Source organism: Paraniabella aurantiaca (genome assembly GCF_050309965.1).
Classification (GTDB): domain Bacteria; phylum Bacteroidota; class Bacteroidia; order Chitinophagales; family Chitinophagaceae; genus Niabella.
On sequence record NZ_JBLOSY010000001.1, the window covers coordinates 2,669,753 to 2,687,260 of the forward strand.

Annotated in this window: 14 protein-coding genes; 11 read left to right on the plus strand and 3 right to left on the minus strand. The window is 41.9% G+C overall.

Going from position 1 to position 17,508, the window contains the following annotated elements:
- Nucleotides 1–34 precede the first annotated feature (34 nt).
- The 10 genes from ACLOAU_RS11645 to ACLOAU_RS11690 all read left to right on the plus strand — a co-directional run bounded on the left by ACLOAU_RS11645 (nucleotide 35) and on the right by ACLOAU_RS11690 (nucleotide 14,167).
- Entirely contained in the window at nucleotides 35–1,498 is a 1,464-nt protein-coding gene (locus ACLOAU_RS11645) for a UDP-N-acetylmuramoyl-L-alanyl-D-glutamate--2,6-diaminopimelate ligase (RefSeq protein WP_427862043.1), read from the plus strand.
- Nucleotides 1,499–1,567: 69 nt separating this feature from the next.
- A complete protein-coding gene (gene mraY, locus ACLOAU_RS11650; RefSeq protein ID WP_427862044.1) occupies nucleotides 1,568–2,848 on the plus strand; it encodes a phospho-N-acetylmuramoyl-pentapeptide-transferase in 1,281 nt (426 codons plus the stop codon).
- Nucleotide 2,849: 1 nt separating this feature from the next.
- Nucleotides 2,850–4,187, plus strand: a complete 1,338-nt coding sequence (murD, locus tag ACLOAU_RS11655) for a UDP-N-acetylmuramoyl-L-alanine--D-glutamate ligase (protein ID WP_427862045.1) — start codon at nucleotides 2,850–2,852, stop codon at nucleotides 4,185–4,187.
- A gap of 72 nt (nucleotides 4,188–4,259) precedes the next feature.
- Complete coding sequence (locus ACLOAU_RS11660) at nucleotides 4,260–5,576, plus strand: FtsW/RodA/SpoVE family cell cycle protein (RefSeq protein WP_427862046.1); 1,317 nt, start codon at nucleotides 4,260–4,262, stop codon at nucleotides 5,574–5,576.
- Complete coding sequence (gene murG / locus ACLOAU_RS11665) at nucleotides 5,569–6,660, plus strand: undecaprenyldiphospho-muramoylpentapeptide beta-N-acetylglucosaminyltransferase (protein ID WP_427862047.1); 1,092 nt, start codon at nucleotides 5,569–5,571, stop codon at nucleotides 6,658–6,660. The genes ACLOAU_RS11660 and murG overlap by 8 nt, the downstream gene beginning before the upstream one ends.
- Complete coding sequence (gene murC, locus ACLOAU_RS11670; RefSeq protein ID WP_427862048.1) at nucleotides 6,661–8,049, plus strand: UDP-N-acetylmuramate--L-alanine ligase; 1,389 nt, start codon at nucleotides 6,661–6,663, stop codon at nucleotides 8,047–8,049. It abuts the gene before it with no gap.
- 1 nt (nucleotide 8,050) lies between these two features.
- Nucleotides 8,051–9,448, plus strand: coding sequence for a hypothetical protein (locus tag ACLOAU_RS11675; protein ID WP_427862049.1), 1,398 nt, complete (start codon nucleotides 8,051–8,053; stop codon nucleotides 9,446–9,448).
- Between the two features lie 45 nt (nucleotides 9,449–9,493).
- Nucleotides 9,494–10,882, plus strand: coding sequence for a cell division protein FtsA (gene ftsA / locus ACLOAU_RS11680; protein WP_427862050.1), 1,389 nt, complete (start codon nucleotides 9,494–9,496; stop codon nucleotides 10,880–10,882).
- 186 nt (nucleotides 10,883–11,068) lie between these two features.
- Entirely contained in the window at nucleotides 11,069–13,051 is a 1,983-nt protein-coding gene (gene ftsZ / locus ACLOAU_RS11685) for a cell division protein FtsZ (RefSeq protein ID WP_427862051.1), read from the plus strand.
- A 186-nt stretch (nucleotides 13,052–13,237) separates the two neighbouring features.
- Nucleotides 13,238–14,167 (plus strand): TIGR01777 family oxidoreductase, encoded by a 930-nt coding sequence (locus ACLOAU_RS11690; protein WP_427862052.1) that lies wholly within the window; start codon nucleotides 13,238–13,240, stop codon nucleotides 14,165–14,167.
- A gap of 31 nt (nucleotides 14,168–14,198) precedes the next feature.
- Here the strand turns inward: ACLOAU_RS11690 and ACLOAU_RS11695 are convergent, their stop codons facing one another.
- Nucleotides 14,199–14,864: a zinc metalloprotease gene (locus ACLOAU_RS11695; RefSeq protein WP_427862053.1), complete on the minus strand. Its 666-nt coding sequence runs from the start codon at nucleotides 14,862–14,864 to the stop codon at nucleotides 14,199–14,201.
- Between the two features lie 78 nt (nucleotides 14,865–14,942).
- On the opposite strand from ACLOAU_RS11695, the gene ACLOAU_RS11700 reads away from it, so the two are divergent.
- Nucleotides 14,943–15,824 carry a bestrophin family protein gene (locus ACLOAU_RS11700; protein WP_427862054.1) on the plus strand — a complete coding sequence of 294 codons (882 nt, stop codon included), beginning with the start codon at nucleotides 14,943–14,945 and terminating at the stop codon, nucleotides 15,822–15,824.
- Between the two features lie 6 nt (nucleotides 15,825–15,830).
- On the opposite strand, the gene ACLOAU_RS11705 is transcribed toward ACLOAU_RS11700, so the two are convergent.
- Both ACLOAU_RS11705 and ACLOAU_RS11710 read right to left on the minus strand, forming a co-directional pair.
- Nucleotides 15,831–16,214: a ribosomal maturation YjgA family protein gene (locus tag ACLOAU_RS11705; RefSeq protein ID WP_427862055.1), complete on the minus strand. Its 384-nt coding sequence runs from the start codon at nucleotides 16,212–16,214 to the stop codon at nucleotides 15,831–15,833.
- Between the two features lie 10 nt (nucleotides 16,215–16,224).
- The gene (locus tag ACLOAU_RS11710) at nucleotides 16,225–17,499 is read right to left on the minus strand and encodes a hypothetical protein (protein ID WP_427862056.1); all 1,275 of its coding nucleotides are present in this window, start codon (nucleotides 17,497–17,499) and stop codon (nucleotides 16,225–16,227) included.
- Between the last annotated feature and the right edge of the window lie 9 nt (nucleotides 17,500–17,508).

The following is a 17,508-nucleotide window of genomic DNA, read 5'->3' on the forward strand; positions in this document are numbered from 1 at the left end:
AGATTTTTAGTCAAACAAAAGATAAAACGTCATAGTGTTATTACAGGAGATTTTATATAGAACCAGTATGCAGTCGGTAGCGGGAGCTACAGATATTGACATCACGGGTATTACTATAGACTCCCGTAGTGTGCAACCAGGTCATTTATTCGTTGCATTAAAAGGTGTTGCGGTAGACGGGCACCAGTTTATTGCGAAAGCTATACAAAGTGGTGCATCAGCTATTGTGTGTGAAGTGTTGCCGGAAGCAATGGATCAGGCTGTTACTTATGTACAGGTAGAAGATAGCGCGGCTGCGGCAGGAATCATAGCACATAATTTTTACGGTCGTCCTTCTGAACGGGCAAAATTGGTAGGTGTTACCGGCACCAACGGAAAAACTACTGTTGCAACCTTACTGTACCAGCTGTTTAGCTCATTAGGTTATAAGTGTGGTTTGTTAAGTACTGTTCAAAATCATATTGGCAGCAAAGTAATAGCCGCAACACATACTACACCTGATGCGGTGCAATTGAATCAATTACTTGCACAGATGGTAGAAGAGGGCTGCTCTTATGTATTTATGGAGGTAAGCTCTCATGCTATTAACCAGTACAGGATTGAAGGATTGGAATTTGCCGGCGGTATTTTCACTAATATCTCTCACGATCACCTGGATTATCATAAAACCTTTGATGAATATATCCGCGTGAAAAAGTTGTTTTTTGATAAACTGCCTAAATCTGCTTTCGCTATTACGAATATAGATGATAAGCGCGGGATGGTAATGGTGCAGAATACAGTGGCTGCAGTTAAAACCTACTCGCTAAAGGCGGTGAGTGACTTTAAGGGAAAGATTCTTGATAATGGAATCATGGGCCTGCACATGCTGGTTGATGAGCAGGAAGTTCATTTCAGGCTAATTGGCTCTTTTAATGCCCATAATCTTTTAGCGGTATACGGAGCAGCCTTTTGCCTGGGGCAGGATAAGTACGAAGTGCTGCAAATGCTTAGTACGTTGAATGGAGCGGAAGGACGTTTTGAATATATCATTTCTCCTAATGAAAAAATAATAGCGATCATCGACTATGCGCATACGCCGGATGCTTTATTGAATGTACTGGCTACTATTAAAAAGTTAAAGAAGGGATTTGAGCAGGTGATTACTGTTGCGGGTTGTGGCGGAAACAGGGATAAGACAAAAAGGCCGGTTATGGCTGAAGTAGCCTGTGAGTATAGCGACCGTGTAATACTGACAAGCGATAATCCCCGCTTTGAAGATGCAACAGCAATTATCAGGGATATGGAAGCCGGTGTCCCCGTGGGATCCAAAAGAAAATGTATTTCTATAACGGATAGAAAAGAAGCTATAAAAACGGCTATTACCCTGGCCAATAAAGAAGATATTGTTTTGGTGGCAGGCAAGGGGCACGAGAAATACCAGGAGATCAATGGTGTGAAGCATCATTTTGATGATAAGGAAGTAGTAAGGGAAATGTTCGAATTATTAAGTAAATAAGTTAATGAGTGTGTTGAAGCGTTGAACGGGCTTGTCAACTAATCAACTTTTAATCTAATCAACTGAATCATGTTATATCACTTATTTGAATGGTTTAAGCAACAGGGAATTAACTTCCCCGGAAGGCAGTTGATGGAATTTCAAACCTTCCGGGTTATGATGGCCGTGCTGCTTGCTTTGATCATCACATTGGTGTACGGTAAAAAGTTGATCAACCTGTTGAGCGCAAAATTAGTAGGTGAAACCGTTCGCGACCTGGGGTTGGCTGGTGAGCAGGCGAAAAAAGGTACGCCAACTATGGGTGGTATCATTATCATTATGGGCATACTCGTGCCCACCTTACTGTTTGCACGCTTGAATACGGTATATGTATTGTTAATGCTGGCCTGTACAATTTGGTTGGGTATTATTGGCTTTATAGATGACTATTTGAAACTGCGGGCAAAACGTCTTGCACAGGAGCAGGGTATTGCTTATAAAAAAGGCGATAAAGATGGTTTGGCCGGATGGTTTAAAATTTTCGGCCAGGTGGGAATTGGTATATTAGTAGGTTCTGTTTTGTACTTCAACAGTAATGTGAAGATCTGGAGGGAATATACCGGTAACCCTTCAAAGCCTGAAGTAATTACCAAGATGGTAAATGGCAAAGCGAAGTATTTCGTTGAATCGAAAGAGCCGATTACAACTATTCCTTTTGTAAAAAATCATGAGTTTAACTACTCCAAATTATTGGCTTGGTTACCAGAGTCATTTCAGAAGTATACCTGGGTACTTTATATCCTGATTGTAATTTTTATTATTACAGCGGTATCCAATGCCTCCAATATTACTGATGGATTAGATGGGTTGGCCTCCGGAACGTCGGCGCTTATTGGTGTACTGCTGGGGATTTTTGCGTATGCCAGTGGTAATTTATATTTCGCCGACTACCTGAATATAATGTATATACCCAACCTGGGGGAGCTGTCTATTTTCCTGGCAGCAATGATTGGGGCCTGCGTAGGATTTATGTGGTATAATTCTTATCCGGCACAGGTGTTTATGGGAGATACGGGTAGTTTAACCCTCGGTGGTATTATAGCAGCTATAGCTATCATCGTACATAAAGAGTTATTGATTCCTATTTTCTGCGGGGTATTTTTTGTAGAGATACTGAGTGTGAGTTTACAGGTTACTTACTTTAAATACACCAAGAAAAAATATGGTGAGGGTAAGCGTATTTTCCTGATGAGCCCGTTGCACCATCATTTTCAAAAGAAGGGTTATCATGAGGCAAAGATCGTAACCCGCTTCTGGATCATACAGGTAATGCTGGTAGTAATTTGTCTGGTAACACTAAAATTGAGATAAGGTGACTAAGAAGCTGGTGATATTGGGTGGAGGTGAAAGTGGCGTTGGCGCCGCTGTGCTGGCAAAGCAGAAAGGCTACGAGGTGTTGGTTTCTGACGGAAGTTCTTTGAAAGAAGTATATCGTAACGAATTGAATGCAGCGGGTATTGAATGGGAAGAAGGTAAACATAGTGTAGAAAGGATTTTGGAGGCAGACGAGGTAATGAAAAGCCCTGGTATTCCTGAAAAAAATGAGCTGGTAAAGCAGATCCGTAAAAAAGGTATTCCTGTTATCAGTGAAATAGAACTGGCTTACCGGTATAAGGGCGACAGTAAAATAGTGGCGATAACAGGGAGCAATGGAAAAACAACCACTACATCGCTGATTCATCATATTCTTATAACAGGAGGCGTGGACGCAGCGCTGGTAGGTAATATAGGCGAATCGTTTGCAAAACAGGTGGCAATAGACCCCAAACCGGTTTATGTAGTAGAGGTGAGCAGTTTTCAGCTGGATGATATTGTCACTTTCAGGCCTGATATAGCAGTGCTTACCAATATTACTGAGGATCACCTGGATCGTTACGATTACAATTTCGAGAATTATATCAGGAGCAAGTTTAGAATAATAGAAAATCAAAAGAAGGGCGATTACTTCATTTACAATATGGATGATGAAGTAACAATGAGATATATCGATCAATTTAAAATCAACTCAAACCAATTACCGATTAGTATGGCACACGAAAACAACGGAGCTTTTATTAAGGATGGCGAAATGTACGTTAGAACAGGCGATGATTTTATGTCAATGAGCGTGTATGATTTTACGCTAAAGGGTAAACACAATCAATACAATACTATGGCGGGAAGCCTGGCCGGTACCACAATGGAAATTCGCAAAGAGAAAATCCGCGAAGCAGTTCAAACATTCCAGAACCTGGAGCATAGGATGGAACATGTGGCTACCATTCGTGGAGTTGAGTTTATTAATGACAGCAAGGCTACTAATATTAATTCAACCTGGTATGCCCTGGAAAGCATGGATAAGCCAACTGTACTGGTTTTAGGAGGAGTTGATAAAGGGAATGATTATAGTCTTTTAATGGATATGGTAAAGGAAAAGGTAAAAGCTATTGTTTGCCTGGGATTAGATAACCAGAAGATTCACGCTGCTTTTAATGGTGTAGTGCCTGTAATAGTTGATACAGCCAGTGCTCAGGAAGCTGTTACAGCTGCTTTTAGCTACTCCGAAAAAGGTGATGTAGTGTTGTTGAGTCCCGGTTGTGCCAGCTTCGACTTGTTTAAAAATTATGAAGACAGGGGTACGCAGTTCAAAAAAGCGGTGATTGATCTTTAATGAATATCCTGTATCAAGCATCTAGTATCGAACATCAAGTATCTGACATCCTGCATCCGGTAACAATAATATATGTCTGTAACATCTGAAATATCAAATACAATTCCTTCTACCGATTGGCGTAATAACCTGGATCGTCACACGCGTGGCGATAAAGTTATATGGGCATTGGTAGTGTTGCTGACACTGGTATCGCTGCTGGCAGTATACAGTGCCACAGGTTCTCTGGCTTACAAAAACTATAAAGGCAATACAGAGATCTATCTTTTTAAGCAGGTGGTGTTTATATTATTAGGATTCGGTGTAGTGTATTTTGCCCACCGGGTAAACTATACGGTATACTCTAAAGTAGCGCAGGTATTGTTTATGCTCAGCATCCCACTCCTCATCTATACATTATTTTTTGGTGCAAAAATAAATGAGGGTAGTCGCTGGATCAAACTGCCTATTATCAATATGACCATGCAAACTTCAGATCTGGCAAAGTTAGCGTTGTTCATGTACCTCGCCAGGTTACTGAGCAGGAAGCAGCAGGTTATTAAGAATTTTAAGAAAGGTTTTTTACCGGTGATTATGCCTATCGGTATCACCTGTTTATTTATTGCTCCGGCTAATCTGTCCACAGCTTTGTTGTTGGGGGCAAGTTGTATGATCCTTTTGTTTATTGGCAGGGTTGATACCCGGCATTTGTTAATGGTGATAGGACTGGCGCTCATACCTATTTCAATGCTTATTATCGCTGCCGTAGCAAGACATAGTTCAGAGGCGAATGCAACAGAAACAGCGGTAGTTACGGAGCATGTTGAAGGGGCGGCAAAGAAGTCCGGCGGTATACTGGTTCGGGTAAGCACCTGGGTAGGCAGGGTAGAGAATTTTATATATGGTGGTAAAGAAGCCGATAACGATGAAATGTACCAGGTGAACCAGGCCAAGATCGCTATATCAAAAGGTGGATTTCTGGGTGTAGGGCCTGGCAACAGTACAACCCGTGACTATCTTCCGCAAGCTTATAATGATTTCATTTTTGCGATCATTATTGAAGAATATGGCATACTGGGAGGGGCTTTCCTGGTATTTGTGTACCTGGTTTTCCTGTACCGTTGTATCCGCATCTTTAAAAAATGTCCGTTTGCATTTGGCGCCTTCCTGGCTTTGGGATTAAGCTTTACATTGGCCATACAGGCATTGGCTAATATGGCGGTAACGGTTAATCTGTTTCCGGTTACGGGTGTAACCCTTCCCCTGGTAAGTATGGGTGGTTCCAGCTTTTTATTTACTTGTTTAGCGATAGGAATTATTTTAAGTGTGTCCAGGAATGTAGAAAGCCTGGAACCGGCAACAGTAGCAATAGAGCCCGTTGTGGAGGAAAATAAAGAAGAAAGTGAGTAAAAAAATAATCATAGCAGGTGGTGGAACGGGAGGGCATATCTTCCCCGCAATTGCTATAGCCAATGAGCTAAAGCAAAAGCAGCCTGGTATTGAGTTTTTATTTGTTGGGGCGAAAGGTAAAATGGAAATGGACAGAGTGCCGCAAGCCGGTTATTCTATAGTGGGTATAGATATCGCAGGATTGAACCGTAGTTCTTTGATCAAGAATATAGGCTTGCCGGTAAAGATCATCAAAAGCTTTTTCCAGGTAAGGAAAATATTTAAAGACTTCAGGCCCGATGCGGTAATTGGCGTGGGTGGATATTCTACATTTCCTGTTTTGAAACAGGCGCAGGCTAAGGGGATACCCACCTTTATTCACGAGTCTAATTCCTTTGCGGGAAAGTCTAATAAGATGCTTTCAAAAGGAGCTACCCGCATTTTTACAGGTACAGATGGAATGGAGCGATTTTTCCCGGCTGAAAAAATAACTGTTACGGGTAATCCGGTAAGGAAACAAATTGTTGAAGCAGCAATAACAAAAGAGAAGGCGTTGGAGTTTTTTGGTCTGGAGGCTGATAAAACAACGCTATTGGTGGTGGGCGGCAGCCTTGGTGCCAAGTCTATAAATGAAGCGGTCCTGGAGGGTATGGATGAATTATTGAAAGCTGGCCTGCAGGTGATCTGGCAAACCGGTAAGAGCCTGGCAGCTGAAGCAGCACAGCAGGCTGCAACACATAAGGGAGTTTGGGCGAATGAGTTTATCACCAATATGGAATACGCTTATGCTGCGGCTGATATAGTTATTGCAAGAGCCGGGGCTATGACGGTGGCAGAGATATGTGTGGTGAAAAAACCGGCCATTTTTGTTCCTTATCCCTTTGCGGCAGAAGATCATCAAACGGTTAATGCACAACAACTGGTGAATAAGAATGCAGCATTGATGGTGAAAGATGCTGAAGCAAAGAACAATGTTGTTAAGATGGCGGTTGGCCTGGCAGCAGATGAACATAAAAGACGAGAGATCAGTGCCAACCTTTCTACGCTGGCTATAACAGATGCGGCAGAGAGAGTAGCTGATGAAATTTTGAATACGATACAATAAATGAGCGCAGTACGCAAACATATAAACGAGGTTCAGTCGGTATACTTTATTGGTATAGGTGGGATTGGCATGAGTGCCATTGCGCGATACTTCCTTTCTCTCGGTAAAAAAGTAAGTGGCTATGATCGTACTGAAACAGCGATCACCAGCCGGCTGGAGCAGGAAGGTATCTCGATACATTACAAGGAAGATCTGGAACTCATTCCTAAAGAAGTGGATTATGTAGTGTACACTCCGGCCATTCCAAAGAACCACAAAGAGCTGGTTTTTTACCAAAATGAGGGCTATGCTGTTGTAAAGCGCAGCGATATTTTGCAGGTGATCAGCGAAGGCTCTTTTAATATTTGTGTGGCTGGTACGCATGGTAAAACAACCACTTCTACAATGGTGGCTCATTTACTGCGTGATAGCGGATACGGCTGTAATGCTTTCCTGGGGGGCATTTCAGCGAATTATGGTACAAATTTCTGGAGCAGCGACAGGAATGTTTGCGTTATTGAGGCTGATGAATACGATAGAAGCTTCCTGAAATTAAGTCCGGACGTAGCGGTGATCACTGCTACTGATGCGGATCACCTGGATATTTACGAAACCGAAGCAAATGTGAAAGATGCCTTCCGTCAATTCGCTGCCAAAACAAAAAAAGGCGGTTTGTTATTGAAGAAGTTGGGCCTGGAGCAGGAAATTGTAGCCGACAGAACTGTTTCTTACAGTATCAAGGATGATATAGCTGAAGTTCGTGCAACAAATATTCGTGTTCATGATGGTGGTTACTCCTTCGACGCCGTGCTTCCCGGTAATACGATCAGTGATATCAGGCTAAACATGGGAGGGATGCACAATGTGGAGAATATGATGGCTGCGATTGGCGTTGCCAACGATATGGAAATAGAGCCCGGAAAAATAAAAGCAGCGGTAGCCACTTTTAAGGGGGTGAAAAGGCGTTTTGAATACATTATTAATCAAAAAGACCTTGTTTTTGTAGACGATTACGCACATCATCCTGAGGAATTGAGAGCGTTGATAAATGGTGTAAAAACACTGTTCCCGGGGAAAAGATGTACGCTTATTTTTCAGCCTCATTTATTCACCCGAACCCGGGACTTCGCCGCAGGATTTGCAGAAGTACTAGGTGGGGTGGATAATGTCGTGTTATTACCCATTTACCCTGCAAGAGAATTACCGATCGAAGGGGTTTCCAGCAACCTGGTACTAGACAATGTACAGGCCAAAACCAAGGCATTGTATACCAAAGAGCAGTTGTTGGATTGGGTGGAAACAGATTTTGCGGTGAACCGGAACAGGGAGCTTGGGGAAGTGATCATAACAGCGGGGGCGGGAGATATAGATAAACTGGTAGAACCTATACAACAGATTTTAACAAAGTAAAGTGAGAAAAAAGAGAGCTATAAAAAGATTTTTTCTGACGCTCATGTGGCTGGGTGTGGCAATAGGCATGGGTACTGTTATTACTGCCGCTATGCGTGCGCAGGAGGCCGGCGTATGTAATGGCTACAGTATCCAGATTGAAGGGTTTAAAGAAGGGATGCTTTTTACATCGAAGGAGCAGATAGCCGAATTGTTGAAGGCTGCTACAAAAGGAGATATAAAAGGGCAGCCTAAATCAGAATTTAATTTGCCGGTAATAGAAGACCTGTTGGAGCAGAGCGCCTGGGTATATAATGCAGACCTGTATTTTGACAATAACAATGTGCTGCATGCCAATGTTACTGAACGTAAGCCATTGGCGAGGGTATTTACGAATTTAGGTACATCATTCTATATTGACGAAGCAGCAAAGCAGATCCCCCTTTCAGATAAGGTAAGCCTTGACCTGCCCGTTTTTACAGGTTATCCATCGAAAAAAATAATGAACGGGGCCGATAGTGCGTTAGTGCAAAATGTGATAGCTACAGCATCTTTTATTAATGAAGATCCATTCTGGAGTGCCCAGGTAGCACAGATTGATATCAATAATTGCGGTGCAGATTGCTGGACCATGTCAATGATACCGGTGGTGGGAAATCATAAAGTGGATTTGGGGGATGGAACAGATATCGCCTCTAAGTTTCACAGGTTATACCTGTTTTACGACCAGGTGTTGAAGCGCACCGGCTTTGATAAATACCAGAAGATTGATGTACAGTACAACGGTCAGGTAATTGGAGTGAAAGGGCATTATTCGAAAATTGATTCGATGCAGCTTAGAAAGAATATTGAAAGCCTGTTACAGCAGTCGAGGGAATCTAATGAAATGCTGGAAGTAGCGCCATCACTGAATGCTGCCCTGCCTCCATTGGACTCTAGCCAGGCAATGGAAGTATATAATGTAAATGATGAAACGGAAGACTCGTTATTATACCTGGATAATGATAAACCGGAGATTTTGAAGAAGGAAGCGCCTGTGGTTGTAGCAGCTCCTAAAAAGGCAGAAACGAAAACCGAGGTTAAAAAAGATGTAAAACCGTTTGTAAAGGCTGCTGCAAAACCTGCGGTGTCCAAACCTGTTGCAACAAAGACTACTGATAAGAAAATTGAACCTAAAAAGATAATTAAAAAAGCAGAAGTAAAGAAGCCTGAGACTAAAACCACTTCGGCGAAAAAAGTAGAAACAAAGAAGCCTGCCGGCACAAAGGCTGCGGCCGGTACGGCAAAGAAAACAGAAGTGAAAAAGACGACGGTGACAAAGAAGCCGGAAGCTAAAAAAGAGGAAGTGAAAAGAAACCTGTTAGCAAAACCAGAACCGGAAAAGAAAACGCAGACGAAGAGCAGCGATAAAAAACGATAGAAGAATAAAGTATTTAAAGATAAAACAACTAAAAAACGATATACTATGAATTCCGAACAACCCATTATTGTAGGCCTTGATATTGGTACAACCAAGATCGCGGTAATTGCCGGTCGCAAGAACGAGTTTGGCAAACTGGAGATCCTTGGTTTTGGTAAAGCCAATAGCAATGGCGTAAAGCATGGCCAGGTATTAAATATTGATGAGACGATTAAGGCGATCAGGCAGGCTCTGGAGAATTGTATTTCTTTAAACCCCAACCTGAACATTAATGATGTATATGTGGGGATCGCCGGTCATCACATTAAAAGTCTTCAAACACGTGGCGATATTGTTCGTGAGATGGAAGAGGAGGAGATCACGCAGGCGGAGGTAGATCTTTTGATCAGCAAACAGTATAAAACCTATATTCCGGCAGGCGACCAGATCATTGATGTAATTCCCCAGGAATACACGATTGACAATATGCCCAATATCGTAAGGCCTATTGGTTATAGTGGTGTGAAGCTCGGGGCCAACTTTCATATTATTACAGGCGACAAAAATGCTATCCGCAATATCAACAGGAGTGTAGAAAAATCAGGCTTACGTACAAAAGACCTGGTATTACAGCCGTTGGCTTCTGCTGCTGCAGTAATGGCACAGGAAGACCTGGAAGCCGGTGTGGCAATTGTAGATATTGGTGGAGGTACAACGGATATCGCTGTCTTTGCAGAAGGTGTATTACGTCATACCGCTGTTATTCCTTTTGCTGGTGAAAATATTACGAATGATATTAAAACAGGATTGGGTGTATTAAAGAGCCAGGCAGAGCAAATGAAAACCCAGTTTGGTAGCGCGTTGGCAAATGAGGCAAAAGCTAATGCCTATATTACCATCCCTGGTTTACGTGGCATGCCTGCCAAAGAGATCAGTGTTAAAAACCTGGCCAATATTATACAGGCTCGTATGAGCGAAATACTGGACTTCGTTACTTACCATTTGAAACAAATTGGTATGGATAACCGCCAGTTGAACGGGGGTATTGTGTTAACAGGAGGTGGATCTCAGTTAAGACACCTGATACAGCTTACCGAATATGTAACGGGTATGCCGGCTCGTATTGGTTTGCCAAATGAACACCTGGCTGCCGGTCATATAGAGGAGTTGGCAAAACCAACTTATTCTACTTGTTTAGGGTTGATATTAAAGGGATGCGATGATTATGAGAACAATCGGAAGGTATTTGAAAAAAGCTTTATCAGCGTAGAAGTACCTGAAGGCTTAAAAGATGATAAGACTGAGGTAGAAGATGCTTTGACCGGATCATTAGAACAGGAGGAAACGCAAGTGGTAGCCAAGCCGAAAAAGACCTTAAACGATGGTTTCTGGCGGAAGTTTAAAGACGGACTGATTAAGATTTTTGCAGAGGAAGGCGATGAGCAGCTGCACTAGTCAGATCTTATTCCCATTAGTTTTATAACAGTTCTTTTAATAGTTTTTCATTTTCCTTAAGCCTTGTTTCCCTTCTCCAGATCTGTCAGAAAAAGATGGAGGTTGGAGAGGGGAAGCGGAGTAAGGTTGCACAACTCACTAACCCATTTCAAAATTGTACGCCCATGCGTACTAAAAATTTAAATTATGATACAATTTGATTTACCAACCGAGCAATCATCTATTCTGAAAGTAATAGGTGTAGGAGGTGGCGGCGGTAACGCTGTAAACCACATGTTCAGTCAGGATATAGATGGCGTAAATTTCATTATTTGTAATACGGATGCGCAGGCAATTGCCAACAGCGAAATCCCTAATAAAATACAGCTGGGCCCACAGTTGACATCTGGTTTAGGTGCGGGTGCCAATCCCGAGATCGGTCGCCAGGCTACTGTAGAGTCTTTAGAAGAAATAAGGAAGATCTTAGAGGTAAATACTAAAATGGCCTTTATCACTGCCGGAATGGGTGGTGGTACCGGTACAGGAGGTGCACCCATCATTGCAAAAATTTGTAAGGATCTGGGTGTGTTAACCGTAGGTATTGTAACTACGCCATTTGCTTACGAAGGTAAAAAACGTCAGCAGCAAGCTGAGGAAGGTATCAATCAATTAAAGCAATACGTGGATACTTTACTGGTGATCAGCAACGATAAACTACGCCATCAGTATGGTAACCTGAAAATGAGGGAAGCTTTTGAAAAAGCCGATAATGTATTAGCAACTGCTGCTAAATGTATTACCGACGTAATTAATTCTACTGGCCAGATCAACGTTGACTTTGCGGATGTGTGTACGGTAATGAAGAATGGAGGTCGTGCTATTTTAGGCAATGCAGCTGCAAGAGGTGAAGATAGGGCACAGCATGCTATTGAAGAGGCTTTAAACTCTCCATTGTTGAATGATAATGATATCAAAGGTGCAAAATGGATCCTGATCAACATCAACTCTGCCGAGGGTGAACATGAGTTTACGATGGATGAGGTAGAAGTGATTCAGGCTTACCTGTTAAGTCACGCCGGTGATAATACGGATGTGATCTTAGGCTTGGGATATGATAATTCGCTGGGAGATCAGATTGGTATTACATTGATCGCAACAGGCTTTGAGAATAAAGACCCTTTCGTTAAACCGGTTCTGAAGAAAGAAGAAGCAGCTGAAGGAAAAATTGTGATGCGCCTTAGCGGCGACAATCCGGCGGCGTCAGTACCGGCACCCGTAGCTTCTGCTCCAGCCGTAACTGAAGAAAAGGCAACTGCGATAGCCGTGGTAGCGCCGGCAGCCCAACCCATACAGGCATCGGCACCTGTTGCTCCTGCAGTACACGAGCCGATCGATCTGAAGCCGGATCCGATGGCGCCTAAATTGATAGACGATTTTCCTTTTATGGATGCGCCCATGCCAACAGTAGAAGATGTTGTAGAAGAAGAAAAAACAAACACTTTTTTGTTGAGCTCAGGTGAAGAAGACCTCCGATTCGTTAAAGATGTTGAAAATATTGAGAAAGAAGTAGCGGTTGACGATCAGGCTGAAGATATATTCTATTCTCCGGCTATTCCGGGAAACAGGGTTTTTGAGCCAACTGCTTCAGTGCAGAAAGAAGAACTTCCTCAACAACAGCAGAATGAAACAGAAGAGGTAAGACATGAGCCTTTGAGAACTTATTTATCAAAACCTGCTAATATTTATGCGGAGGCAAAAGAAGATGCAGCTTTGCCTGCTAAAGAAGTAAAAGCAGAAGAGACCTTAAAGGATCCTTTTACCGTTTATGAAAAAGAGGAAGTGATTGAAGTAGAAAAAACGACCATTAATTTTTCTGCGATGGAAAAAGAGAAAGAAGTAGAGCCAACTATCAATGCCTTGAATGATGCTTACGAAGAAGAGGAAATGAGAAAACGCAGGCAGTTAGAGCGTATTCAGAAGCTGCGCAATCTTTCTTTCAATGTTAACTCTAATGATCCTACTGATGAGTTTGAAAATGTACCTGCTTATATCAGGCGTAATATGGAGTTGAAAAATAATACCTCTCACATAGAAAGTTATTATAGCAAATTTGAAGTTTCTTCCGATGATCAAAATCATGGTCAGATCAATACCATCAATACTTTTTTAGATGGTAAAAAACCAGATTAGACCCTGTGGAAATTCACGTGGAGTTTGGTTTAGTTTTATAGTTGTTAACCCCCGCTTTGCGGGGGTTTTTTGGCGCCTGTCTTTATTGCATGGTATTTGTCATCATAGAATCAAATGAAAGATTAAACCAGTTTCTTCAGAACTAAATAAAGGAATATTTGTTGGAGCTACTTAAATAACCAGTATATGGAATCTGTATTAATTACGGGCGGTACCGGCTTAGTGGGCAATGTGTTAGTAGAAGAATTGTTGCGGAACAAGTACCATGTTATTGTAATGACGCGGGGTGAAAAAGGTCCAAGGGATCCCAATGTTCAGTATGCCTACTGGAATGTTGAAAAGCAAACAATAGATGATGCCGCAGTAGCATCGGCTGATCATATCATCCACCTGGCGGGGGCCAATATAAGTGAGAAGCGCTGGACGGATAAAAGAAAACAGGTTATTCTGGATAGCCGTGTTAAAAGCGGTGAACTGCTGGTGCAATCTTTACAGCGGTCAGCACATAAGGTCAAAACCCTTATAAGTGCTTCCGGAATTGGCTGGTATGGTACTGATCCTGCGATTCCCAATATTACTCCTTTTGTTGAAGACGATCCATACGCGCGGGATTTTTTGGGCGAAACCTGTTATCAATGGGAAAAAGCAACCGAACCTGTCAGATCCATGGGAGTGAGATTAGTGCATCTTCGTACCGGTATTGTTTTGAGTAACGAGGGTGGTGCATTACAGGAATTTCAAAAGCCATTAAAATTCAGAGTGGCAACAGTGTTAGGTTCCGGTAAACAAATGGTAAGCTGGATACATATCAAGGATCTCGTGCAATTATATATAGAGTCTATAGAACAAAATGTGTTTAATGGCAGTTACAATGCGGTAGCCCCCGAGGTGGTTAGCAACAGGCGATTAGTAACAGAACTGGCAAACATTTCGAAAGGAAAGTTTTACATCAGCATGCCTGTTCCGAAATGGGCGTTAAAAACAGTTCTGGGTGAAATGGCAGTTGAGGTACTGAAAAGCACTACAGTTAGTTCTCAAAAAACTCAGGATGCCGGTTTTAGCTTCTCCTATCCAACCTTGAAGTCGGCGCTCTTACAACTTGCAGGAAAAGGGTAAATAACGAAGTTGGTTGCCAAACACCACCCGATTACGCAAAGCCAATATCTATATCTTTATGATCGGGATGCCACACGCTGCTAAAATCCCCGATGATCGACGTATTATTAATGAAGTCCAGGCGGTGAATTTGTAATAAGTCAATATCCTCTTGTGTTACTTTGCGGAACATGGGATGCATCGTTCCTCCTTTAGCGCCTGCCGGCTGTGCTGGATCATATTGAAAGACGGGGTCTACCAGGGTGCCCCGGGGATACATAATACCGGGAGTACCTTTGCCTCTGAGATCCATATCCGAAGGATGTTCTAATCCCAATGTATGTCCATATTCATGCGCCGCGGTGGTAGAACCTTTATACAAATTTTCCAGTTTAAAATAACCGGTGTTGCAGCCCAATCCGTCTACAAAAGAAATATTGCCGTGGGCGAATTCTTCAATCCGGAAATAGTTATTAACTGGGTTGTCGTTCGCCAGTATTTCTTCGGGCTCAATTGCAGGATTATAAGCAGCTGTTATTTTAAATTGAACTTTATAACTATTGTTGTTGAAAAAAATGCTAGCCGATGGCTCGTTCCACATTGCCTCTATCTCATCCCGTATTTGCTTCGTAATTTCTGCACTGGCGGCATTGCCATAAGTTATAATATGCGATGAAATACAAATGATACTGCTGGTCTGAACTTCTACCGTGCCCATTATTATTTTTCTTTAAAGATAATCCTATCGCAGGAAGTGGCATTTTTTTTGAAAATGATTATTATAAATAATTATTCTATGTTGCTGAACAAGCAAATTTCTATTCCCTACTTCCTTAAGCAGATAAGATATGAAATATTGGCAATTAGTGTATTTGCCATTTTGGTTGGCTGGCTGGATCATTTCCGGTTGCTGAAGGAACTGACTTTTCCTATCGCGATTCCTTCTATTGTAGGCACGGCAGTATCCCTGTTGCTGGCCTTTCGTATTGCACAATCATACGAACGCTGGTGGGAAGCTCGTATTGTATGGGGTGCTATTGTCAATGATTCCAGAACATTGACCAGGGAGGTGCAGTTATTTATAAAAGACAATAATGAAAAGGAAATAGCTGTTTTTGCCGAGCGGCAAATCATCTGGAACTATGCATTAGGCGAGTCATTAAGGCAGCTACCTTTTTCAGACCGTGTTCAATCGTACATTAATTCTAATAATATAACAGCTGAGAATATTCCCAACGCCCTGTTAGATCAGCATATAGCGCAAATAAAACGCTGGTGCGATGAGGGGAGAATCAGCGAATTCAGGCAGGTACAATTAGATACCACCATCGCCCGGCTTTGCGATTCGATGGGTAAATGTGAGCGTATCAAAAAAACAGTTTTTCCCCGCTCGTACAGTATGTTGCTACATACCTTGATTTTTGCTTTCACATTTATATTGCCTTTTGGTTTGAGCGATAACCTTATTGTACCCGAAATTTTGTTGTCTATCGCATTGCCGGTAATGTTTATTGCTATAGAGAAAACTGCTATTATTATGCAGGATCCTTTTGAAAATACCCCGGTTGATACACCCATGACGGCTTTGGCAACTACGATTGAGATCAATATTCGACAGATGATAGGAGACCCGAACCTGCCGGTAAGAGAAGAAAGTAATACCTATTACCAGATGTAATCGTGGTTAGCGGCCTTTTGTTTTTACGTTGCCGAATCTTTCGGCAACCAGTATTACAATGAACCCGGCAATATAAGCCCATATATCTTCCCATGCAAAGGAGGTCCCGATCACCGTTCTGGCAAGTTTCGAATGCCCTAGTCCCAAACGGTCTACAATGTTGCAGTATTGCAGTATTTCAATAAGAAATGAAAAAATCAGTACGCCAATTGCAACCGGCGTAACCGGTAGTTTTATAAAGGATTTTACAAAACAATAAAGTAGTATAACTACTAATACATCACCGATATAAGGCCGTACAAAATTGTCATGTATGTAAAGTGCAATCAGCACTTCTATAATAAACAGTATAATGAAAAAGACGAAATAAATTTTCCTGAATGTAAACATGATGTGTTCTTTAATCCGCTATTTTCTGAGTTACAAAATAGCCGCTCATTTTCCCATTGGTATAATTCTTACTAAGGCCCGCGCCATCCTTTGAGTAGTTGTCTATGCTTGAGCTTTCGTATCCATATATGGATTTGTTTTTTTGGACAAAATGATTGCCTTGCTTTTGCCGGGTTAACTCATAAGTGAGTTTATCGTTATCGTAGGTTTTTAAGGTGGCTAATACTTTTGAGTTGCTATCATTATAAGTGTATTCCATTTTACCTTCAAGTGTATAATAATCTTTGTAGCGACTTTCAGTTAAGATGCGGCCTTTGTCATCAAACTTAAAGCTGCGATACATAGAGATGGTATTATCACTATCAAAATCTTTTATAGTGGCTACCTGTTTTAGTGTATTGAAGATGAATTCACGTCTGCTATTATCATTGTTATTGGTGTAGGAAAGATACCGGTCATGCAGGTATTTGTATTTGAGGGTATAATCCGGCTTCCCATTGGTGAAGCTTTTCATAGAGTCGAGCAAACCTAACGGACTATAGTAGTATACAATTTTGTTTTTAGTGCCGTTTAAATAATCCATTTCGGTTGATTTGAACCGGTTGGTTCCGTCATTCAAATAAACGTATAATGCCTTTACGGTGGCAGTCTTTTGTGTACTGTCTGTATAGCTTACGAAACTGTAACTGCCTTTCATTACCGGGTCTTCGGGAAAGGGGGGTAGCGGATATTCCATCGTATTGGCATTCCTGATCACTGCCGCAGCATAGGAAGCGTCGGGTGTGAATTTGGTTTCCAGTTTTAATTGAAGATTGCTTTCTGCTGCCTCTTCTCCCCATCTTTCCTGCTTCATGCTGCTTTTTCGCTGTGTAAGCTCCACCACGAACTTTTTCCTGACCAGTGGGATATATTTATCAGGATCATACTCGATGGTAGGTTCGGTGTTGCCATCAATCATGATCATTGCAGTTCGATGCTTTAGATCTTTTACATATACATACCAGCTTTTTAGCTTCGTCACTGATTTAAAAGATTGTGCATTGGTACGTCCTACTAAAAGAGTAGTAGTGGCGCCACCAAACATTCTATAGATGCTGTCGCTGTTCTTTTTGTGAAGTGCCAGTATGGAAGCGTCTTCTTTTTTTGAAAGATTTTCTACAAAGAAAACTGCTTTGCCACCATCGGTAAGTGTAATGTCTATCTTTTCTTTTGAGGAGGATTGACCTGTTTGCGCAAATGCAGAACAGTAGCTAATAATCAACAAAAAGAGCAGAGGAAATTTCATAGATGGCAT